General features: G+C 75.2%; 17 protein-coding genes. 9 read left to right on the top strand and 8 right to left on the bottom strand.

Going from position 1 to position 20,453, the window contains the following annotated elements:
* Positions 1-51: 51 nt before the first annotated feature.
* The 3 genes from QBL21_RS28160 to QBL21_RS28150 form a co-directional block, all read right to left on the bottom strand.
* Positions 52-1,371: a hypothetical protein gene (locus tag QBL21_RS28160; protein ID WP_407565039.1), complete on the bottom strand. Its 1,320-nt coding sequence runs from the start codon at positions 1,369-1,371 to the stop codon at positions 52-54.
* Positions 1,372-1,908: 537 nt separating this feature from the next.
* The gene (locus QBL21_RS28155) at positions 1,909-2,637 is read right to left on the bottom strand and encodes a cupin domain-containing protein (RefSeq protein WP_407565038.1); all 729 of its coding nucleotides are present in this window, start codon (positions 2,635-2,637) and stop codon (positions 1,909-1,911) included.
* Positions 2,638-2,770: 133 nt separating this feature from the next.
* A complete protein-coding gene (locus QBL21_RS28150; RefSeq protein ID WP_407565037.1) occupies positions 2,771-3,628 on the bottom strand; it encodes a polysaccharide deacetylase family protein in 858 nt (285 codons plus the stop codon).
* 363 nt (positions 3,629-3,991) lie between these two features.
* On the opposite strand from QBL21_RS28150, the gene panD reads away from it, so the two are divergent.
* Entirely contained in the window at positions 3,992-4,411 is a 420-nt protein-coding gene (gene panD, locus QBL21_RS28145; RefSeq protein ID WP_407565036.1) for an aspartate 1-decarboxylase, read from the top strand.
* An 84-nt stretch (positions 4,412-4,495) separates the two neighbouring features.
* Here panD and QBL21_RS28140 read toward each other — a convergent pair whose 3' ends face one another.
* A complete protein-coding gene (locus QBL21_RS28140; protein ID WP_407565035.1) occupies positions 4,496-5,041 on the bottom strand; it encodes a YceI family protein in 546 nt (181 codons plus the stop codon).
* Positions 5,042-5,150: 109 nt separating this feature from the next.
* Between QBL21_RS28140 and QBL21_RS28135 the strand changes: the two genes are divergently transcribed.
* A complete protein-coding gene (locus QBL21_RS28135; RefSeq protein ID WP_407565034.1) occupies positions 5,151-5,750 on the top strand; it encodes a MarR family winged helix-turn-helix transcriptional regulator in 600 nt (199 codons plus the stop codon).
* A gap of 105 nt (positions 5,751-5,855) precedes the next feature.
* On the opposite strand, the gene QBL21_RS28130 is transcribed toward QBL21_RS28135, so the two are convergent.
* On the bottom strand, positions 5,856-6,857 hold the full coding sequence (locus QBL21_RS28130) for a M28 family metallopeptidase (RefSeq protein ID WP_407565033.1): 1,002 nt from the start codon (positions 6,855-6,857) through the stop codon (positions 5,856-5,858).
* 244 nt (positions 6,858-7,101) lie between these two features.
* Between QBL21_RS28130 and ppgK the strand changes: the two genes are divergently transcribed.
* The 6 genes from ppgK to QBL21_RS28100 all read left to right on the top strand — a co-directional run bounded on the left by ppgK (position 7,102) and on the right by QBL21_RS28100 (position 14,983).
* Positions 7,102-7,848, top strand: coding sequence for a polyphosphate--glucose phosphotransferase (gene ppgK / locus QBL21_RS28125; protein ID WP_407565032.1), 747 nt, complete (start codon positions 7,102-7,104; stop codon positions 7,846-7,848).
* A gap of 85 nt (positions 7,849-7,933) precedes the next feature.
* Positions 7,934-9,724: a BCCT family transporter gene (locus tag QBL21_RS28120; RefSeq protein WP_407565031.1), complete on the top strand. Its 1,791-nt coding sequence runs from the start codon at positions 7,934-7,936 to the stop codon at positions 9,722-9,724.
* 249 nt (positions 9,725-9,973) lie between these two features.
* Positions 9,974-12,169 (top strand): MMPL family transporter, encoded by a 2,196-nt coding sequence (locus tag QBL21_RS28115; protein WP_407565030.1) that lies wholly within the window; start codon positions 9,974-9,976, stop codon positions 12,167-12,169.
* Complete coding sequence (locus QBL21_RS28110) at positions 12,103-13,509, top strand: sensor histidine kinase (RefSeq protein WP_407565029.1); 1,407 nt, start codon at positions 12,103-12,105, stop codon at positions 13,507-13,509. The genes QBL21_RS28115 and QBL21_RS28110 overlap by 67 nt, the downstream gene beginning before the upstream one ends.
* A gap of 1 nt (position 13,510) precedes the next feature.
* Positions 13,511-14,161, top strand: a complete 651-nt coding sequence (locus QBL21_RS28105; protein WP_407565028.1) for a response regulator — start codon at positions 13,511-13,513, stop codon at positions 14,159-14,161.
* A gap of 102 nt (positions 14,162-14,263) precedes the next feature.
* Positions 14,264-14,983: a S1 family peptidase gene (locus QBL21_RS28100; RefSeq protein ID WP_407565027.1), complete on the top strand. Its 720-nt coding sequence runs from the start codon at positions 14,264-14,266 to the stop codon at positions 14,981-14,983.
* Here QBL21_RS28100 and QBL21_RS28095 read toward each other — a convergent pair.
* Positions 14,970-15,887, bottom strand: a complete 918-nt coding sequence (locus QBL21_RS28095) for an alpha/beta fold hydrolase (protein WP_407565026.1) — start codon at positions 15,885-15,887, stop codon at positions 14,970-14,972. The two genes, QBL21_RS28100 and QBL21_RS28095, sit on opposite strands and share 14 nt — an antisense overlap.
* Before the next feature lie 182 nt (positions 15,888-16,069).
* On the opposite strand from QBL21_RS28095, the gene QBL21_RS28090 reads away from it, so the two are divergent.
* On the top strand, positions 16,070-18,373 hold the full coding sequence (locus QBL21_RS28090; RefSeq protein ID WP_407565025.1) for a BTAD domain-containing putative transcriptional regulator: 2,304 nt from the start codon (positions 16,070-16,072) through the stop codon (positions 18,371-18,373).
* 34 nt (positions 18,374-18,407) lie between these two features.
* Here the strand turns inward: QBL21_RS28090 and QBL21_RS28085 are convergent, their stop codons facing one another.
* Together QBL21_RS28085 and QBL21_RS28080 are read right to left on the bottom strand one after the other, a co-directional pair.
* A complete protein-coding gene (locus tag QBL21_RS28085) occupies positions 18,408-18,893 on the bottom strand; it encodes a pyridoxamine 5'-phosphate oxidase family protein (RefSeq protein WP_407565024.1) in 486 nt (161 codons plus the stop codon).
* A gap of 47 nt (positions 18,894-18,940) precedes the next feature.
* Entirely contained in the window at positions 18,941-20,359 is a 1,419-nt protein-coding gene (locus QBL21_RS28080) for an MmgE/PrpD family protein (protein ID WP_407565023.1), read from the bottom strand.
* Positions 20,360-20,453: the final 94 nt, after the last annotated feature.

Genomic DNA, 20,453 nt, shown 5'->3' with positions numbered 1-20,453 from the left:
CGGGTCCTCCCGCCGTGCTCGGAAGCCGCAGTACGGGCCCTCCCGCCGTGTTCAGAAGCCGCCGAACCCGCCGCCGTCCCCGAACCCTCCGCCACCGCCGCCCCCGCCGAAGTCGCCCCCGCCGAAGCCGCCGTCGAAGTCGCCGGAGTCGAAGTCCGCGCCGGTGTGGTCCCCGCCCTCGTAGCCCATGCCGTCCGTCGCCCAGCCGCCCGGGGCGTACATCAACTGCCCCAGCATCGTGCCCACCAGCAGCCCCGGGAGGAGGCCGCCGCCGAAGTAGCCGCCCGCCCAGGGCGCGTAAACCGGCCCGGCGTTCCAGTACGGCTGCGGGCCGCGGGCCGTGTCGACCGTGCGGGTCATCGGCTCCTCGCCCGCCGCCAGCAGGTTCGCGTCCGCCGTGCACGCCGGCACCGTGCGCGGCGGGGCGGCCGGCGGGGCCCACTCGACGTCGGTGGTCGACGGGCCGTGGCGGGGGTCGAAGAAGCACGGCGGGCGGCGTTCGGGCAGCGCCGCGCCGGTGCGGCGCGCCTCCAGCGTCGTCAGCGCGAACCGCCCCTCCTCCAGCGCCTCCGTCACCCCGCGCACGTCGCCGGGGACGCGGGCGGCATCCATCCGGGACTTGGCCTTCTCGTAGGCGTCGAGCGCCTTCTGGTAGTCCGCGTGCATCGCGTCGTCCGCGGCCGGGTCGGTGGGGTCGAAGGCGATACGGGTCATCTCCTCGCCGTACGCGGTGATGTCCTCGTCGACCACCGTGCGCAGCCGCGCCAGTTCCGCCCGCGCCTGCTCCGCGCGGCGGCGCTTGCCGCGCCGCCGGACGAACAGGACGCCGCCCGCGATCAGCAGGACGACGACGCCCAGCGTGACGGCCCCGGTCACGCCGATGCCGGCGCTGTCGCGCCAGCCCGCGGGCTCGCCGCCGCGGGCCTGCCCGGCGGCGTCGTCGGCGAAGGTGACGAGTTGGTCGGTGGCGTCGTCGGGGTGGGCGCCGACCGCGGCGCGGCGGAGGTTGTCGACCGCCCGGTCGGACAGGACCCGGGCGTCGGCGGCGGCGCCGAAGCCGTCGCCGAGGCGGACGGCGTAGACGCCGGCGATGCCGGTACGGGAGCGGAGGTTCGGCAGCACGTCGCGGGCGGCGACGCCGGAGTCCGCGGGGAGCACGGCGACGAAGACGGGGCGGCCGGCGTCCTTGATCCGGGCGGCGAGCGCGTTGGCCCGGTCGACCGGCAACTGGCGCCGGACGTCGGGGTGGACGTAGACGGGTCGCTCGCGCAGCGCCTCGGCGGCGTCGCCGACGGGGTCCTGGGCGTGCGCGGGGGACGCCGTGAGGAGCGCGGCGACGAGGGCGAGGAGCGGGGCCAGGAACCGGTGCATACCTGACATTCTTCCCGCCGGGTGGGCGGGCGCCACCCGGGGTCCGGCTGCTGCCGCGGGGGGCGGTCCCGTACGGACGGCGGACCGGCGGGCGCAGGCGGGTGCCCGGGCGGGGGCCCGGTGGGGGCCTGGTGGGCGTGGGTGAACCGCCGAGTGAACCGCCGGGTGGGCCGCCGGATGCGGCGCTGCGGACGGCGTTGTCTGAGGGGGCGCATACCCTTGGGCGGGTGTGCGGGGGATGTGGGGTCTTGGATGGTTCCCGGGTGCTTTGCGGTGGTTCCCGGCGTGCGGGCGCGCTTCCAGGTGCGTCCCGGGGCTCCTCGGCGTAGGCCCCGGGCCTGCGCCGCGTACGTCCCGGGCCTCCTCCGGGTGCGTCCCGGGGTCTCCTCCGGGTACGTCCCTGGCCTGCTCGGGGTGCGTCCCCGGGCCCCTCGGGGTGCGTCCCGGATCTGCTCGGCGTAGGCCCGGCGCCTGCTCGGCGTACGCCCCGGGCTCGGCGTAGGCCCAGCGCCTGCTCGGCGCCCCCGCCGCGGGGTGCTACCCCCCGACCGCCACCGCCCCGTCCAGGTCGCACGCCTGGAGTCGGCCGCACATCCCGAGCCGTGCCGCCGTCCCCGTCCGCTGCACCGACGCCGCCCCCAGGTGGGCGCCGTCCGAGCGCAGCGCCTCCAGGTGGGCGTCCGTGGCCGCCGCTGCCGCCGCCGGGCCGCGTTCCCAGCGCCGCCGCCAGTCGTCCAGGTGCGGCCGTACCAGCTCCACCGCCCGCGCGTGGAACGCCCGCAGCGGTTCCTTGTTGCCCGCCCGGGCGGACCGGGCCAGCTCGGCGAAGCCGGCCAGCGCCAGGTCGCGGCGCACTTGGGCGGACTTCTCCGGCTCCGCCGGGTCGAGCGCCGCGGCACGGGCGTAGGCGGCGTCGTCGAACAGGATGTCGGGCGGGAACGGGAACACGGCGTCGCCGGCCTCGGGCAGGCCCGCGTTCTGCATCAGGACGAGGATGTCGAGCCGGCCGTCGGCGTTGACGAGCCGGTGGATGGTGCCGGGGGTGAACCAGACGACGGCGTCCTCGGCCAGTTCGGTCTCGGCGTATCCGGAGGCGGTCAGGGTCTGCACGGCGCCGTGGCCGCCGAGGACGACGTACGCCTCGGTGCAGGCGAGGTGCAGGTGCGGGGTGCCGCCGCGCAGGCCGTCGGGGGCCTGCCAGTCGTAGACGCGGAGCCGGGAGACGCTGACGCCGCCGGGCAGGGGCGGGAGTGCGGGATCGGCCATGGCACCAGCATGCCGCAAGCGCTTTCTACGGGCCAGACCCCCCACCGCCCGATCTCGCGCCCGACCGCCCCCCGCCCGACCGCATCGCCCGACCGCACCGCCCCGCCGCCCGCGCCTCGCCGCCCCGCGCCCGCTACGCCGGCTGCACCAGCGTGTACCCCTCGTCCAGCAGCCGCGGCAGGTAGTACTCCAGCGCCCGCACCGTCGCCCACCGGTTCCCCCCGCCGTCGTGCGCCAGCACGATCGCGCCCGGGTGCGCCCCGCCGAGTACCGCGGTCTCGATGAACCGCTGGTCGCGGTTGTCCCAGTCGAGGGTGTCGATGTCCCATTGGAAGGGCTCCATCTCCAGTTGCGCGCAGATCTCCAGGCTCGGCCCGTGCCACATCCCGTACGGCGCCCGCGCCAGCCGCGGCGGCGCGCCCAGCTCCTTCGCCACCAGGTCGCAGGTCCGCTCCAGCTCCTCGCGCACCCGCGGGGTGCTGATCAGGTCGAGCTGCGGGTGGGTGTAGGAGTGGTTGCCGACGGTGTGGCCGTCGGCGGCGATCCGGCGCAGCACGTCGCGGTTCCAGGGGATGTTCTCGCCGATGACGAAGAAGGTCGCGTGCGCCCCGTGGCGCCGCAGGATCCGCAGGATCTCCGGCGTCTGGGTCGCGTGCGGGCCGTCGTCGAAGGTGAGCGCGATCTTCTTGCCGGTCTGCCGGAGCGTCGTGTGCGGCGCGGCGCGCACCGTGACCGGCCGCGTCGGTCCGGCGATACGGGCCATGCCCCCGGATGTCGTCATCGGCGCGGCGCCGGTGCGGCCGGCGGCCGGGCGCATCCGGTGCGACGCGCGGGCGAGCGGCTTGCCGTCCTCGACCACCGCCCGGCCGACAGCTCCCGAGCGGGGGGCGTGCGCGTCGGGGGCGATGGCGAGCTGGTAAGCGCCGAGCAGGCCCAGGCAGAGCGCGGTGCGCCGGGACAGCCCTCGTGTGGGGTATTTGTCATATTTCATGACCAACTGGTCTCACGGGGCGGAGCCCGCGCGACCCAGCGACACGGGGCGCCGGAGGGAAGCACCGGATCGGGCCCCGGCGAGTGGCGGGGCGGTCCGGAACGGGGTAGACGCGGGAGGGAGTTGCGGCCCCCGCGTGCCCGCGGCGGCGTCGCGCTGCCCGTACGCCCGGGTGCGTACCGCCGGTACGCCCCGGCCCGTACCGGCCATGCGTTCCGGCCCGTACCCGCCGTGCGTCCGGGCCCGTACGGGAGCCGCGCGGTGTCGTCGCTCACAGTTCGCCGCCCGCGGGCCCGGAGCGCCGCGGCGGCGCGGTTACCCTGGCGTCGCCCCCGTACCCCCTGACCGCAGGTGAGGCCGCACGTGTTCCGGACGATGCTGAAGTCCAAGATCCACCGCGCCACCGTGACGCAGGCCGACCTGCACTACGTCGGCTCCCTCACCGTTGACGAGGACCTGATGGAGGCCGCGGACCTGCTGGCCGGCGAGCAGGTCGACGTCGTCGACATCGACAACGGCGCCCGGCTCACCACCTACGTGATCCCCGGCCCGCGGGGCAGCGGCGTGATCGGCATCAACGGCGCCGCGGCCCGGCTGGTCAGCCCGGGCGACCTGGTGATCGTCATCAGCTACGCGGCGGTGGCCGACGCGGACGCGAAGGCGCTGCTGCCGCGGATCGTGTTCGTGGACGGCGACAACCGCCCCGTCCGGCACGGCTCCGACCCGGCCGAGGCGCTGCCCGGTACGGGAACGGTGCGGGGCGACTCCGTGGCCGGGGACTGAGCGGACGTCACCGGCGGGGGTCGCCCCGCACCGTGAGGGGCGGGCGGGCGGCGCGACGGCCGCCCGCCGGCTCGCGCGCTCGCCTCAGGAGAGGCCGGCCTCGATGTCCAGCGTGATCTTGATCTTGTCGCTCACCGCGGCGCCGGCCGCGCCGCCGGTCACGCCGAAGTCGGTGCGGCTGATCTCGGTGCTGGCGGAGAATCCGGCGACCGTGTGGCCCTCCTGCATGCCCGGGCCGAAGCCGCCGACCTCGGTCTCCAGGGTCACGGGGCGGGTGACGCCGCGCAGCGTCAGGTCGCCGTCGATGAGGTAGACGTCGCCCTCGGCGCGGATGCCGGTGGAGGTAAAGGTCATCTCCGGGTGGTTCTCGACGTCCAGGAAGTCCGCCGTGCGCACGTGGTCGTCGCGCATGTCGTTCCGGGTGTTGACCGAGGTGGTCTTGATGACCGCGTTGACCTGGGACTTCAGCGGGTCCTCGGCGGTCACGATGGTGCCTTCCACGTGGTCGAACGTGCCACGTACCCGCGTGACGCCCAGGTGCCGGACGACGAAGGAGACGTCGGAGTGCACCGGGTCGATGGTCCAGGTGCCGGTCTGGAAGGCGGGGATCCGGTCGGCGTGGGTAGTCATGGGTAAAAGCCTCTCCGTAGCGGTGCCCACCACTGGGCGACGTGGTTGAATCTTCATTCAAACCGTAACACGCTCTGGTTGAGGTCTCAACTATAGGTATGCTGGACACATGAACGACGTACGCTGGCTCACCGATGACGAACAGCGGATATGGCGCCTCTTCATGGACGCCGTCCGCGACTTCAACGCGCATCTGGACCGTCAGCTTCGGCGCGACTCCGGGATGCCCGTGGCGTACTACGAGATCCTCGTACACCTGTCCGAGGCGCCCGGGCGCAGCCTGCGCATGAGCCAGCTCGCCGATCTGGCCCGCTCCTCGCGCAGCCGCCTGTCGCACGCCGTGGCGGCGCTGGAGAAGGCGGGGTACGTCTCCCGCTGCGCCACCGACGCCGACCGCCGCGGGTCCGTGGCGCAGCTCACCGACACCGGGTTCGCCGTGCTGGAGGCGGCGGCGCCGGGGCATGTGACGGAGGTGCGCAAGCACCTCTTCGACGTGCTCACGCCCGAGCAGCAGCAGAAGCTCGGCGAGATCAGCGGTGCGGTGCAGGAAGGGCTGCGGCCGATCTGCGCACAGGCGCGGGCCGAGGACGCGGAAGCCGCGGAGAACGCGGAAGCCGCGGAGAACGCGGCGGCTGCCGCGAACGCGGGGGCCGGGCAGGACGCTGTCGCACGAGACGTCGCGGACGGCGCCGCGGTCACCGAAGCCTGACCTCCGCCGCTACGTGCCGGAGCCCCGGCGCACCGCGGCGCGGGTGCCCGCCCCGCCGCCGGGGGACGTGTCCCACCGGGGCGGAGCGGGCGGGGTGCGTGCGCGTTACTCGGAGAGCGTCCACACCGCGTGCGCGAGCGCGTCGCTGTTGCGGTTCAGCGCCGTGTCGTTCACGTTCGACGTCGTGTCGCAGGACCTGTGGTAGCACCGGTCGAAGGCGAGCCCGGCCGTGCCGCCCCACTTCGCCGCCTGCGCCGACGACTTCGTCCGGCTCGCGCCGGTGAAGAGCCCGCCGACCGGCACGCCGACGTTCTTGAACGCCGCGTGGTCCGACCGGCCGTCGCCCTCGGTCTCGATCTCGGTGGGGACGCCGAGGCCGGTGTAGTAGTCCTTGAAGACCTTCTCGATCTGCGGGTCGTCGTCGTAGACGAAGTACCCGGGGTTGGGCGAGCCGATCATGTCGAAGTTCAGGTAGCCGGTGAGCTTGGCGCGCTCCGTGGACGGCAGGTTGGAGACGTAGTACCGCGAGCCGATCAGGCCCAGTTCCTCCGCGCCCCACCAGGCGAAGCGCAGGTGCTCGCGCGGCTGGTAGCCGGCGCGGGCGACGGCGAGCGCGGTCTCCAGGACGGCGGCGGAGCCGGTGCCGTTGTCGTTGATGCCGGGGCCGGAGGAGACGGAGTCGAGGTGGGCGCCGGCCATGAGGACCTGGTTGGGGTCGCCGCCGGGCCAGTCGGCGATGAGGTTGTAGCCGGTGCCGCCGCTCGCACTGAACTGCTGGATCCTGGTGGTGAATCCGGCGGCGTCGAGCTGGCTCCTGACGTAGTCGAGCGAGGCCCGGTAGCCGGGGCGGCCGTGGGCGCGGTTGCCGCCGTTGGCGGTGGCGATGGACTGGAACCGGGACAGGTGTGCCTTGACGTTCGCGACGGGTATGTCCGGTGCCTGCTCGGGCGCGACGCGCGCCGCCGGCGCGGCGTTCGCGGTGCCGGCCGCGGGCTGCGCCGCGGGTTCCGCGGCGACCGCGACCGGCACGAGCAGCGCGGTCAGCAGCCCGCCGGCGACGAGTACGCCGGCGGGGCGTGACCTGAGACGTGCACGACGGAGGGGCATGGGTGCTCCCAGCGGTGGGGGATTGTCGTGCACATGAGGCTGGCGGAGCTGATGAGGCCGCGTCAAGAACCTATCCGGTCGCGGGAAACCGGTTATCGGACAGGTGGTGTACGCGCCCACCCGCCGTCATGCGCAGTCGCACGCCCCCGTACGCGGACACGGACGCGCCCGCCCGCCCGGTTCGTACGACCCCTGCGACCGGCCTGACCGGCACCGGGCCCCCGCCGCCGTATCGTCTGTGGCTATGGACATCATGGGAGTCGACATCGGCGGCTCGGGCATCAAGGGAGCCCCGGCCGACCTGGACACGGGCACCCTCGCCGAGGAGCGGCACAAGGTGCTCACCCCGCACCCCTCGGCCCCCGAGGCCGTCGCCGAGGGGGTCGCCGCGGTCGTCGGGCACTTCGCCGGGCACGGCGGGCCGGTGGGCGTCACGTTCCCCGGGGTCGTCACCGACGGCGTCGTACGCACCGCCGCGAACGTCGACAAGAGCTGGGTCGACGTCGACGCCGCCGCCCTCCTCGGCAAGCGCCTCGGCCGCCCGGTGCACGTCGTCAACGACGCCGACGCCGCCGGCATCGCCGAGCTGACCTTCGGCGCCGCCCGCGGCCGTACCGGCACCGTCATCGTGCTGACCTTCGGCACCGGTATCGGCAGCGCGGTCTTCACCGGCGGCCGGCTCGTCCCCAACACCGAGCTGGGCCACCTGGAGCTGCACGGCCACGAGGCGGAGAAGCGCGCCTCCGCCAAGGAGCGCGAGGACAAGGACCTGAGCTGGAAGCACTGGGCCCACCGGGTGCAGCGCTATCTCGCCCATCTGGAGATGCTCTTCACGCCCGAGCTGTTCGTCATCGGCGGCGGCGTGAGCCGCAAGGCGGACAAGTTCCTCGACGACATCACCGGCATCCGCGCCGACGTCGTCCCCGCCGAGCTACAGAACAACGCGGGCATCGTCGGCGCCGCCATGGCCGCCGCCGCAGCCGCGCGCTGACGCCCGTCGGTCCCCGGCGCTCCGGCCCGTCTCCCCTATGGTGAGTGGGTTCTGCACACGGAGCGTAGGGAGAAGGTGACCGCACGTGCTCGACGAACGGGTGGAGACGCCCGCGGAAGGCGGCGGAACACCGGGTCGTGCACCGCGTACCGACGCGGTGGTCTTCGGCGTCGCCGCCGCGCTGACGCTGGCGTTCGTGATCTGGGGCGCGGTGGCGACGGACTCCCTGGAGGACGCCTCCACCTCCCTGCTCAACGACACGATGCACTACGGCGGATGGGCCTTCGTGCTCGCCGCCTCCGGCTTCGTGCTCTTCGCGCTCTGGCTGGCCTTCAGCCGCTACGGCCGCATCACCCTCGGCAGGGAGGGCGAGCCGCCGGAGTTCCGCACCGTGTCGTGGGTGGCGATGATGTTCAGCGCCGGGATGGGCATCGGGCTGATGTTCTACGGCGTCAACGAGCCGCTGTCGCACTTCACCTCCCCGCCGCCGGACACCGTCCCCGGCAAGGCAGAGGCCGCCGAGCGGATGGAGACCGCGATGGCGACCACCCTGTTCCACTGGACGCTGCACCCCTGGTCCATCTACGCCGTCGTCGGCCTCGCCATGGCGTACAGCGTCTTCCGCCGCAACCGCCGGCAGACCATCAGCGCCGTCTTCACCCCGCTCATCGGCCCGCGGCACGCCAACGGCGGCGTCGGCAAGGTCATCGACATCCTCGCCATCTTCGCCACCCTCTTCGGCTCCGCCGCCTCCCTCGGGCTCGGCGCGCTCCAGATCGGCAGCGGCATCAAGGAGGTCGGCTGGACGTCCCAGGAGGTCGGCGAAGGGCTGCTGATCCTCGTCATCGCCGTGCTCACCGCCGCGTTCGTCGCCTCCGCCGTCTCCGGCATCGAGCGGGGCATCCAGTGGCTGTCGAACATCAACATGGTGCTCGCCGCCGTGCTCGCCCTCTTCGTCTTCATCGTCGGCCCGACGATCCTCATCCTCGACCTGCTGCCGACCTCCATCGGCTCGTTCTTCGCCGAACTGCCGGAGATGATGGCGCGTACGGAGGCCAGCGGCGGCGAGGACGTCGCCGGGTGGCTGTCGGGCTGGACGGTCTTCTACTGGGCGTGGTGGATCTCGTGGACGCCGTTCGTCGGCATGTTCATCGCGCGCATCAGCCGGGGGCGCACCATCCGGCAGTTCGTCGGCGGCGTGATCCTCGTGCCCAGCGTCGTCAGCCTGCTGTGGTTCTGCATCCTCGGCGGCACCGCGATGCGGCAGGAGGCCGACGGGGCGGGCATCACCGAGGAGTCGACGCAGGAGGGGCAGCTCTTCGCGGTGCTCAACGAGTACCCGATCGCCGGTGTCACCACGCTGCTCGTGATGGTCCTGGTCGGCATCTTCTTCGTCTCCGGCGCGGACGCCGCGTCGATCGTGATGGGCGCGCTGTCGCAGCGGGGGACGCTGGAGCCGACGCGCGCGGTGGTCGTGGTCTGGGGTGTGCTGACCGGTGCGGTCGCCGCCGTCATGCTGCTGGTCGGGGGCGGCGGGGACGCCGCGCTGACCGGCCTGAAGAACCTCACGATCCTCGTCGCGGTGCCGTTCACGCTGGTGATGATCGGACTGTGCGTGGCGCTGATGCGCGACCTGCGGCACGACCAGCTCATCCTCATCGGCGAGCGGGGCGAGAAGGCCGTCGAGACGGCGGTACGGGCCGGACACCGGCACTACGACGGCGAGTTCGAACTCCAGATCCGCGGGCGCGCGAAGCGGCTGCGCGCCGGCCGCGGCGGCGTCCGCGGCCGGGACCGCGACCGGCCCGCGGCCCCGGACCGGCCCGAGGACCAGGGCCCGCCCCCGGGCCCGGAGGACGCCCCGCCGCCGGACTGACCCGCGCCGCCCGCCCCGGCGGCGCCCGGGGCCCGGTGCGTACGACCCGCAGTCCTTGCCCGTACGACCCGCAGTCCTTGCCCGTACGACCCGGAGTCCCCGCCCGTACGACCCGCAGTCCCCGCCCGTACGCACCGGGATCCCCGCCCGTACGCACCCGAACGCCCGCGGGGTCCACCGACCGGTGGACCCCCGGTTCCACCGCTCGCCGCTGTCGGTGGCGGGGCCCGGATCGCGAGCATTCCGGGTATGAGAAATCTCCCCGTTCGCACGGCCCGCTGGAGCGCCCGGCACCCCTGGCGCGCGATCGCCGGCTGGTTCGTCTTCGTCGCGCTCTGCCTCGCCACCGGCATCTCCGTCGGCGGCAACCCCGCCACCACCGAGGACTTCTGGGTCGGCGAGGCCGGCCGCGCCGAGCAGATGGCGACCGAGGACGGCCTTCAGCGCAAGCCCACGGAACACGTCCTCATCCGCGCCGAGCCCGGCCGCTCCCTCGACGCCGCCGCCGCCCGCGCGGCGGCCCGGGACGTCACCGCCCGGATGGAGAAGCTGCCCGAGGTGGCGTCCGTCGCCGCGCCCGTACGCTCCGCGGACGGCGACGCGCTGCGCGTACCGGTCGTGCTGAAGGGCCCCGAGCTGGACGGGAAGAAGAACGTCGGCCCGCTGCTGGAGCAGACCGAGGAGGTCGCCGCGGCCCACCCCGGCGTCGTCGTCGAGGAGACCGGCTCGCCCGCGATCAGCCAGGGCGTCAACGACCAGCGCGGCGAGGACCTGGCGCTCTCCGAGCGCATCGCGCTGCCCGTCACGCTCGTCACGCTGCTCGTCGTCTTCGGGTCGGTCGTCATGGCCGGCGTGCCGCTGCTGCTGGCACTGACGTCGATAGCCGCGGCGCTCGGCCTGTCCATGACGGCCTCCCACCTGCTGCCCGACCCCGGCGTCGGCACCAACCTGATCCTGCTCATCGGCCTCGCGGTCGGCGTCGACTACACGCTCTTCTACCTCAAGCGCGAGCGCGAGGAGCGCGCCCGCGCCGACGGCAGGCTGTCCTCCGCGGCCCTGGTCGAGCTGGCGGCGGCGACCGCGGGGCGGGCCATCGTCGTCTCCGGTCTCGCCGTCATCGTCTCCACCGCCACCCTCTACCTCGCCACCGACGTCATCTTCTCCTCCCTGGCCACCGGCACGATCCTCGTCGTGGCCGTCGCCGTCGCCAGCTCCCTGACGGCGTTGCCCGCGCTGCTCGTGACCCTCGGCCGCCGCGGCGAACGGCGGGCCGCGCGCCGCGCCGAGCGCGGGACCGCCCGCCGCCCGCGGCGGCAACGCGCCGAACACGGGCGGGTCTTCGCCGTCCTGCTGCGGCCCGCGCAGCGCCGCCCCGTCGCCACCCTGGTCGTCTCCGTGCTGGCCATGCTGGCGCTCGCCGTGCCCGCGCTCGGCATGAAGCTCGTGGACCCCGGCAAGGACACCTTCTCCCGCGACATCCCGGCCATGCAGACGTACGACCGGCTGACCGCCGCCTTCCCCGAGCTGAAGGTGCAGCACGAGGTCGTCGCCCAGGCCGCCCCCGAGCGCGCCTCCGAGGTGCGGCGGGCGCTGGCCGAGCTGGGCCGGCGGGCCGCGGCCGACCCGCTGTTCGTCCAGGACGCCGAGCCCGAGGTACGTACCTCACCGGACGGCCGGACCAGCGTGCTCGTGCTCTCCGTACCGCACTTCGCCAACTCCGGGCCCGCGAAGGACTCCCTGGAGCACCTGCGCGACGACCACCTGCCCGCCACCGCCGGGCGGCTGGCCGGCGTCGAGACCGCCGTCAGCGGCGACGTCGCCCGCGGCGTCGACTACGTCGACCACGAGCGCGACAAGCTGCCGCTGGTCATCGGCGCCCTGCTGCTGGTCACCTTCGTGCTGACGCTGGTCGCGTTCCGCTCGGTGGTCATCGGGCTGCTCGGCGTCGCGCTGAACCTGCTCTCCGCCGCCGCCGCGCTCGGCGCGCTCGTCCTCGTCTTCCAGGGCACGTGGGCCGAGGGGCTGCTCGACTTCGACTCGATGGGCGCGATCGCCTCCCGGGTGCCGCTCTTCCTCTTCGTGATCCTCTTCGGCCTGTCGATGGACTACCAGGTGTTCGTGGTCAGCCGGATCAAGGAGGCCAGGGATGCGGGGATGCCGGCGCGGGAAGCGGTGGTCGCGGGCATCGCGGCCTCGGCGAAGGTCGTGACCAGCGCGGCGGTGGTGATGGTCACCGTGTTCGCCGGGTTCGTCGCGCTGCACCTGACCGAGATGAAGCAGATGGGCTTCTGCCTGGCGCTCGCCGTGCTGCTCGACGCGGTGGTGATCCGGCTGATGGTGCTGCCCGCGGCCCTGCTGCTCCTCGGCGAGCGCGCCTGGTGGCCGGTGCGGCGCCGGCCCGTCGCGTCCGCCCCGGTGGCGCGTACGTTCGAGAACGTACGCTGACCTGCATGCTCCCTCGACCACGGCGCGGCGACCCCCTCTGGATCTGGATGCTCCACGGCTGGGACGTCTTCTCCTGGGCGATCATCGCCCTGGTGATGCTGATCACCGTCCTGGGAGACGTCCCGGCCTCCGACCGGTACGGGTCGCTCGCGCTCGTGGCCGTGCTCGGCCTGGCCTACGGAGTCGTACGCAGCCGCCCCGGCAACCCGGTGCGGCTCGCGTACGGCTACCTGGCCGTGCTGGTCCTCGTGCTGGGGTCTCTGGCGTGGCTGCGCGACGGCTTCGGCGTGCTGTACTTCCTGTCTCTGACGCAGTTCGTGATCTTCGCGGACCGCGTGCGGCCCGCCGTCGTCGCCAGCGGGCTGGGCGCCGTCGCGATCACCGTCGGCGGCGCTCTGCGCGTGGGCTGGAGCACGGACAGCGTCACCGACAACGCGGTCTCCTCCGCCGGCGTCTACGCCGCCGGTGTCCTGATCACGCTGCTGACTCCCCGGGCGCTGGCGGTACGCGACGAACGCGCCCGGCTGCGCAGCCGGCTCGCCGACGCCGAACAGCGGCTCGTGGAGGCGCAGAAGCGGCAGGGCGCCGCCGAGGAGCGGGAGCGTATCGCGCGGGAGATCCACGACACCCTCGCGCAGGGCTTCGCGTCGATCGTCGTCCTCGCCGAGGCGGCGCGCGCCGGGCTGGCCGCCGAACCCGCGAAGAGCGCGCAGCAGTTGCGGTCCATCGAGCGCACCGCCCGCGAGAACCTCGCCGAAGCCCGCGTCCTCGTCGGCGCCGCCCCGCGCAGCGGCGTCGCCGCCGGCTCCGTCGCCACCACGCTGCGCCGCACCCTGGACCGCTTCGCCGAGGACACCGGGCTCGTGGTCGAGGCCGACCTGCCGGACGTCGACTGCGACCAGCCCACCCGGATCGCCCTGCTGCGCTGCACGCAGGAGTCGCTGGCCAACGTGCGCAAGCACGCGGCGGCGACGACGGTCGGGGTGGTGCTGGCGGCGGGCCCGGAGGGCATCGAGCTGGAGATCACCGACGACGGGAAGGGGTTCGTGCCGGACGCGGTCGGCGGTGGCGGCGGGCGGGACGGCGCCGTACCGGCCGGGGGCTTCGGGCTGGACGGGATGCGCCGGCGGCTCGCCGAGTTCGGCGGCGAGGTGACCGTGACCAGTTCGCCCGGCGACGGCACCCGCATCCTCGTCACCGTTCCGGCGGCCGGGACCGCCGACGACGGCAGCCTCCCGGACGGGGCGCACGCGGCCGGGACGCCCGCCGGGACCCCCGCGGGCGGCGCGCGTACGACCGGGACACGCGCCACCGGAACCGCCACGGACGGACAGGTCTGACATGACGACACCCACGCCCGCCGCGCCGCTGCGCGTCATCCTCGCCGACGACCACATCGTGATGCGCGCCGGCCTCGTCGCGCTGCTCGCCGCCGAGCCCAGCATCGAGGTGGTCGGCGAGGCCGGCGACGGCCACGAGGCCGTCTCGCTCGCCGCCCGCCTCGACCCCGACGTCGCCCTGCTCGACCTGCGGATGCCGCTGCTCGACGGCGTCGGCGCCACCGCCGCGATCGTCGCGGAGGCGGCGCGCACCCGGGTGCTGATCCTCACCACGTACGACACGGACACCGAGATCGAGCGCGCGGTCGAGGCCGGCGCCACCGGCTATCTGCTGAAGGACGCCACCCGTGCCCAACTGGTCGACGCCATCCACGCCGCCTCCCGCGGCGAGACGGTCCTCGCGCCCCGCGTCGCCCAGCGCCTGGTGGCCAAGATGCGCCGACCCGCCCCCGTGACGCTCACGCCGCGCGAGTCCGAGGTGCTGGCGGGCGTGGCCGAGGGGCTGTCGAACGCGGAGATCGGCAAGCGCCTGTTCATCGGCGAGGCCACCGTGAAGACGCACCTGCTGCGCATCTTCGCCAAGCTCGACGTCGGCGACCGGACCCGCGCGGTCGTCGTCGCCCTGGAGAGCGGCCTGCTGCCGGGCCGCTGAGACCGGCGCTTCCCGGCCGCTCCCGGCCCGCCCCCTTCCTGGTTCCGTCCGCCGCGAGCACAATGCGGTCGACACCGTCGCCGCCCGGAAGGCAGGGACCCCGTGAGCCGACGCCGTACCGCTCCTCCGTTACGCACCTTCGCCACCGGCACCGTGCTGGCGCTGCTCGGCGCGCTGCTGACACTGCTCGCCCCGCCCGCCGCCGCCGCGCCGCCCGGCGCGGCACCCCCCGCCGCCGCGGCGACCGTGGTCCGCGGCGGCGAAGCGCTGTACGGGGCCTCCTTCACCTGCACGCTGGGCTTCAACGCCACGGGGGGCGGCTACACGTACGGCATCGTCCCCGGCCACTGCGCCGACGTCGGCAGCTCCTGGTCCGTCCAGTCGGACGGCGGGCTGGTGCCCGTCGGGGTGACCGCGGGGTCGAGCTTCCCCAGCAACGACTACGCCGTGATCCGCTACACCAACAGCTCCGTGTCGTACCCCGGCGAGGTCAAGGGCAGCGGCGGCGCCCCGGTCGACATCACCGGCGCCATCGACCCGTCGCCCGGCATGGCGCTGTGCCACTACGGGCGGGTCAGCGGCTACCGCTGCGGCACCGTGCAGGCGGTCAACCAGACCGTGAACTTCCCCGGCGGGGTCGTCTACGGCCTGTTCCGCTCCAACATCTGCTCCGAACCCGGCGACACCGGCGGACCGGCGTTCTCCGGCGGCAAGGCGGTCGGCATCATCGTCGGCGGCAGCGGCAACTGCACCACCGGCGGCGTGACGTACTACCAGCCCATCAAGGAGATCCTGTCGGCCTACGGGCTCACGCTGTCGTAGCCGCGGGCGTACGGGCGAGGAGGCCGCGCAGCGCCGCGGTCACCTCGTCCGGCGCCTCCTCGGCCATGAAGTGCCCGCAGGTCACGGTGGCGTGCCGCAGGTCGGGGGCCCAGGCGCGCCACCGCGCGGCGGCGTCGAAGCCGAGCGCGGCGCCCCAGTCCTGCTGGAGGACGGCCACCGGCATCCGCAGCCGGCGGCCGGCCTCGCGGTCGGCGCGGTCGTGCTCGACGTCGACTCCCGCGGACGCCCGGTAGTCCGCCACGATCGACGGCACCGCGGCCCGGGACGCCGCCAGGTAAGCGGCGCGCACGTCGGCGGGGACGGCGTCCGCGCCGCCGGACCAGATGTCGAGGAAGTGGCCGAAGAACGCGTCCGGGGCCGCGGCGATCATCTCCTCGGGCAGGCCCGGCGGTTGGGCCATCAGGTACAGGTGGAAGCCGACCGCGGCCGACTCCCCGTGCATCACGTCCCACGTGTCGAGCGTCGGCAGGACGTCCAGGCACGCCAGGTGGGTGATCGCGCGGGGGTGGTCGAGCCCGGCGCGGAACGCCACCAGTGCGCCCCGGTCGTGCCCCGCGAGCGCGAAGCGCTCGTACCCCAGCGCGCGGGCGAGCGCCACGACGTCGCCGGCCATCGTGCGCTTCGCGTACGTGCCGCCGCCGGGCCCGCCCGCCGCCTCGGCCGGCTTGTCGCTGTCGCCGTAGCCGCGCAGGTCGGGGCAGATGACGGTGTGGTCGGCGGCGAGGCGGGCGGCGACGTGCCGCCACATGAGGTGGGTCTGCGGGAAGCCGTGCAGCAGCACCACCGGGCTGCCGTCGGGGTTGCCGCCGACGGCGGCGCTGAGCGCGACGCCGTCGGCGACGGGGACGCGGCGGTAGTCGAAGCCGGGGATGCGGGGGGACATCGGGGGTTTCCCTTCGTAGCCGATCGTTGTCCTCAGCGTGCGCGGCGCGGATGAGCAGCGGATGAGCGCCGCTGTACGGTGGCGCCCGGCGGGGCCGGCGGGGGGCGGCCGAGGACGGCCGTGGCTGGTCGGGGGCGGTCGGGCCGGTCGGGGCCGGTCCGGATCGGGAGAGGTGGTCGGTGGTGCGGGTCCGGTTCGGCGTGCTGGGGCCGGTGACGGCGTGGGCCGACGACGGGGACGGCGGCGCGGAGGGTGGTGCTGAGGGGCGCGCCATCGCGCTGAAGGGGCCGCGGCACCGGGCCGTGCTGGCCCGCCTGATCGTCGCGCGCGGTCGCGTCGTCCCGGTCGGCCTGCTGGCCGAGGACCTGTGGACCGAGCCGCCCGCGGACGCCGTGGGGGCGGTACGGACCTTCGTCGCCGCGCTGCGGCGCGCCCTCGAACCCGAGCGCCCCCCGCGCGCGCCCGCGCGGCTGCTGGTCACGCAGGGCCCCGGGTACGCGCTGCGCGCCGGGCCGGACGCCGTCGATGCCTGGCGCTTCGAGACGGCCGTGGGCGACGCGCGGGCGCTGCCGCCGCGGGCCGCCGCGGCACGGCTGGCGGCGGCCCTGGGCTGGTGGCGCGGCCCCGCGTACGCGGAGTTCGCCGAGCTGCCCTGGGCCCGCACCGAGCGCTCCCGCCTCGCGGAACTGCGCCTGCACGCCGTCGAGCTGCACGCGCAGGCCCGGCTGTCCCTGGGCCTCGCCGCCGAGGTCGCCGCGGACCTGGACGCCCACGTGGCCGAGCACCCCTGGCGCGAGGACGCCTGGCGTCTGCTGGCGCTGGCCCTCTACCGCGCGGGCCGCCAGGCCGACGCGCTGGCGGTGCTTAGGCGGGCCCGCACGATGCTGGGCGAGCAGTTGGGCGTGGACCCGGGCCCGGCGCTGCGCCGCCTGGAGACGGACATCCTGACGCAGGCGGCGCACCTGGAGACGGGGGACGGCGGGGGACGGGAGCCGGGCACGTACGGGGACGGCGGCGGGCCGGGGCGGAGCGGCGGACACGGTCGCGAGGGCGGCGGTGCCGGAGCGCGGCGTTCCTCGGATACGGACCGGGGCGGAGCGGGGCCGGAGGACCGGCGCGGCGGGCCGGGGCGGGGGGAGTCCGACGACGGCGGCGGTGCCGGTCGCGACGGCCATGCGCCCGGCGAGGGCGACGGCGGTGGGGGCGGTCGCGAGGGGCGTCTGTCCCGTGAGGGCGGGGACGGCGGCTCCGGGGGCGGCGGGGTGCGGCGGGTGTGGGCCGAGGCCGCCGACGCCTACGACCGGGCCGTCGGCGGATCCGCGCGGGCGCGGCTGGAGTCCACCGTCGGGCTGCTGCGCAGCCTCGCCGTCACCGGCGGCGGCGGGCTCCAGGCCGCCCGGCGGCACCGGGTGGCGGCCGTCGAGGCGGCCGAGGAGTCGGGCGACCCCGAGCTGACGGCCCGGGTCATCGGCGCGTACGACGTCCCCGCGGTCTGGACCCGCGTCGACGACCCGGAGCAGGCCGCCCGCGTCGTGGCCGCCGCCGAGCGGGCCCTCGCCGCGCTGCCGCCCGCGGAGCATCCCGCCGTACGGGCCCGGCTGCTGGCCACCGTCGCCGTCGAGTCGCGCGGCACCCGCTCCGCGCGCGGGCCGCAGGCCGCCCGGCAGGCGGAGCGGCTGGCCCGCGGGCTGGACGATCCGGCGCTGCTGGCGTTCGCGCTGAACGGCGTGTTCATGCAGACCTTCGAGCGCACCGGCCTGGCCGCCGAGCGGGACCGGACCGGCGCCGAGCTGGTCGGGCTGGCGGCGCGGCACGGGCTCGTGACGTACGAGGTGCTGGGCCACCTCATCCGCATCCAGGCCCGCGGCGCGCTCGCGGACTTCGCGGGCGCCGACGCGCACGCCGCCGCCGCGGACCGGCTCGCCGCGCGCCACGAACTGCCGCTGGTCGCGGTCTTCACCGGCTGGTACGCGGCCCTCCGCCTCGCCGAGACCGGCGCCCCGCCCCCGTACGCGGACGTCCCCGCCGGGGCCGAGGCCGCCTACCGTGCCGCCGCCGAGCGGCTCGACGGGGCCGGCATGCCCGGTCTGGAGCGCGGGCTGCTGCCGCTGGCGCTGCTCTGCCTGCGGCTACGGCACGGCCGCGGCGCGTCCGGCCTCGCCGCCGCCACCGCCGACTGGGGCCCGTACGAGCCGTGGGTGCGGCCCTTCCTGCTGCTGGCCGCCGACCGCCGAGCCGAGGCCGCGAAGGCGCTGCGCGCCGCGCCCGAGCCGCCGCGGGACCTGATGCAGGAGGTGGCCTGGTGCCTCGTCGCGCGGGCGGCCGTCGAACTCGGCGACCGCGCGGCCATGGCGCGCGCCCGCGACCGGCTCGCCCCCGCGGCGGCCGAGATCGCCGGTGCCGGGACCGGGCTGCTGACCCTGGGGCCCGTCGCCGACCACCTCGCCGCGCTCACCGCGGCGTTGGGCCCCCGGCCCTCCGCCTAGCCCTGCCCGGACACCCGGACACCCGGCTGCCCGCTCAGAGGGTGATCTCGCGGCGGGTGTCGATGCCCGTCTCGTTCTTGGGGTCGCGGCCGGGGACGTGGACCTCGTACCTCGTGGGCCGGGCCCGGTACAGCCGCAGCGGGGCGTCGCCGCTCACCTCGTCCGGCCGGAACTGCCGCACCCCGGACTCGGCGGTGTCGGCGAACGCCTCGTCGCAGGCCGCCGTGAGCTGTTCGGCCGGCACCTCCTCCGCTGTCGCGCCGACGTACACCGCGCGGCCGGCGCCGACCGGCACGCTGGAGTCGTAGACGACGAACTCGACGCCGGGCCGGGCGGCGATGTTGGCGGAGTGCCGCGCTAGGGGGGAGGAGACCCAGTAGAAGGTGCGGTAGCCGGCGTGGCTGAAGAACACCGGCGAGACGCGCGGGCCCCCGTCGGGTTCCGCGGTGCCCAGGGTCATGTACCGGTTCGCGTCGATCACGCCGCGCGCCATCCCGGCGAGGTCGTCGGGAAGTGCCATGGTTTCCCCCGTCCGTGAACGCGGCCGCTCTCGGCCGCCGGCCGAGGCTACCGGACGGGACTGACAGCGGCCCGGCGCCGCGCTTCCGCGGGGTCCGCCTCCAGCAGGGCAGTGAGCGCGGTGATGTCCGCGGCCGAGTCGAGGCCGTCCACCGCCGCCTTGATGCCGCGGGCCCGCTCCGCGCCCAGCACGTCCGCCGTCAGGGCGGCGAACTTGCGCTCCAGGTCCGCGGCCGACAGCGGGTTCTCGGCCGCGCCCAGCGGGTGTTCGACATCGCACACGTACGTCTCGCCGGAGCGCGCCGTCACTTCGGTGACCGACGCGACCGACTGCCGCAGCGCGCCCGCCCGTTCGTCCAGGGCCGCGTCCCCCGTGACCGTGATACGGGCGCCGAGCCGCGCGATCCCGGGGTCGGTCAGCCGGCGGTCGGCCATGATGTCGGCGAAGCCGACGTGGCCGCGGTGGGCGGCGACCGCCAGGACGTACTGGAGGCAGTGGGAGCGCAGCGGGTTGGCGTCCACCACGTGGTACGACGAGCGCGGGGCGCGGACGGCGACGCGGTCGATGTCGTCCGGGCGCAGGCCGTGGGCCTCCATGATGCCGAGGAGCCCGTCGAGGGCGGCCGGGATGAACACGCAGCAGGAGTTGCGCTTGAAGAACAGCTCCCCGACCGCGTACCGCTCGCCGATCCCGGCGAGCAGCGCCTCCTGGTCCCACTGCCCCGTGAAGGCTTGCCCGAAGGGGTACTTGCCGCCGAAGACGTCCGCCGGCCCGCGCAGCCCCAGCCGCGCGAGCGTGGCGGCCTGCACGCCGGCCTGCGCGGCGAGGCCGATGTTGAGGGGGCGGGACTGCTCCGTGGGGTCGTCCACCCACGACAGCAGCCCGCCGGCGCTCGTGCCCGCCAGCCCCAGCGCGTCCGCGGACCGCTCCTCGTCCAGGCCCAGCAGCAGCCCCGCGGCGACCGCGCTGCCGAACGTCCCGGCGACCGTCGTCGGGTGGAAGCCGCGCGCGTACTGGACGGCGGGGCCGAGGGCGTAGCTGACGCGGGCGGCGACGTCGACGCCGGCGACCGTGGCGGCCAGCACGTCGGCGCCGGAGGAGCGCTGCCGCTCGCCCACGGCGAGGGCGGCGGGGGCGACGACGGCGATGGCGTGGACGTTGGCGGAGGGGTGGTGGCTCTCGATGTCGCAGTAGTAGGCGAGGGTGCCGTTGGCGAGGGCGGCGGTGGCGGCGTCGGTGCGCAGCGCGGAGCCGAAGAGGCGGGCCGGGCCGGTGCCGGCTTCGGCGGCGGTCCGCTCCAGCAGCTCCATCACCGGGTAGCGGCGGGAGGTGGCGGCCATGAGGGCGCCGAGGCAGTCGTAGAGCGCGTTCTTCGCCTGCCGTACGACGGGGGCGGGGAGGCGGTCGTACGCGAAGACGTCGAGGCGGTCGACGAGCTGCTGGGTGCGGGTACGGGTGCGGGGCATGACGGGGTTCCCTTCCGGCGAAGGCGAAGGCGAAGGCGAAGCGGGAGGCGGGGGCCAGTGGCAGTCGCGGCGGCGGTGGTACGGGGACGGGGCG

The sequence above is a fragment of the Streptomyces sp. 184 genome, assembly GCF_045781775.1.
In the GTDB taxonomy this organism is placed as follows: Bacteria; Actinomycetota; Actinomycetes; order Streptomycetales; family Streptomycetaceae; genus Streptomyces.
Note: the sequence above shows the minus strand (reverse complement) of the source record. Positions and strands in the feature narration are given on the sequence as shown.

Bases quoted from the DNA above. Each gene is read 5' to 3' on its own strand.
- QBL21_RS28135 (WP_407565034.1), top strand. From the start codon at position 5,151: ATGAACGACGTACGCTGGCTCACCGATGACGAACAGCGGATATGGCGC.
- QBL21_RS28150 (WP_407565037.1), bottom strand. From the start codon at position 3,628: ATGAAATATGACAAATACCCCACACGAGGGCTGTCCCGGCGCACCGCG.
- QBL21_RS28080 (WP_407565023.1), bottom strand. From the start codon at position 20,359: ATGCCCCGCACCCGTACCCGCACCCAGCAGCTCGTCGACCGCCTCGAC.
- QBL21_RS28085 (WP_407565024.1), bottom strand. From the start codon at position 18,893: ATGGCACTTCCCGACGACCTCGCCGGGATGGCGCGCGGCGTGATCGAC.
- QBL21_RS28160 (WP_407565039.1), bottom strand. From the start codon at position 1,371: ATGCACCGGTTCCTGGCCCCGCTCCTCGCCCTCGTCGCCGCGCTCCTC.
- QBL21_RS28140 (WP_407565035.1), bottom strand. From the start codon at position 5,041: ATGACTACCCACGCCGACCGGATCCCCGCCTTCCAGACCGGCACCTGG.
- QBL21_RS28095 (WP_407565026.1), bottom strand. From the start codon at position 15,887: ATGTCCCCCCGCATCCCCGGCTTCGACTACCGCCGCGTCCCCGTCGCC.
- QBL21_RS28105 (WP_407565028.1), top strand. From the start codon at position 13,511: ATGACGACACCCACGCCCGCCGCGCCGCTGCGCGTCATCCTCGCCGAC.
- ppgK (WP_407565032.1), top strand. From the start codon at position 7,102: ATGGACATCATGGGAGTCGACATCGGCGGCTCGGGCATCAAGGGAGCC.
- QBL21_RS28155 (WP_407565038.1), bottom strand. From the start codon at position 2,637: ATGGCCGATCCCGCACTCCCGCCCCTGCCCGGCGGCGTCAGCGTCTCC.
- QBL21_RS28130 (WP_407565033.1), bottom strand. From the start codon at position 6,857: ATGCCCCTCCGTCGTGCACGTCTCAGGTCACGCCCCGCCGGCGTACTC.
- QBL21_RS28115 (WP_407565030.1), top strand. From the start codon at position 9,974: ATGAGAAATCTCCCCGTTCGCACGGCCCGCTGGAGCGCCCGGCACCCC.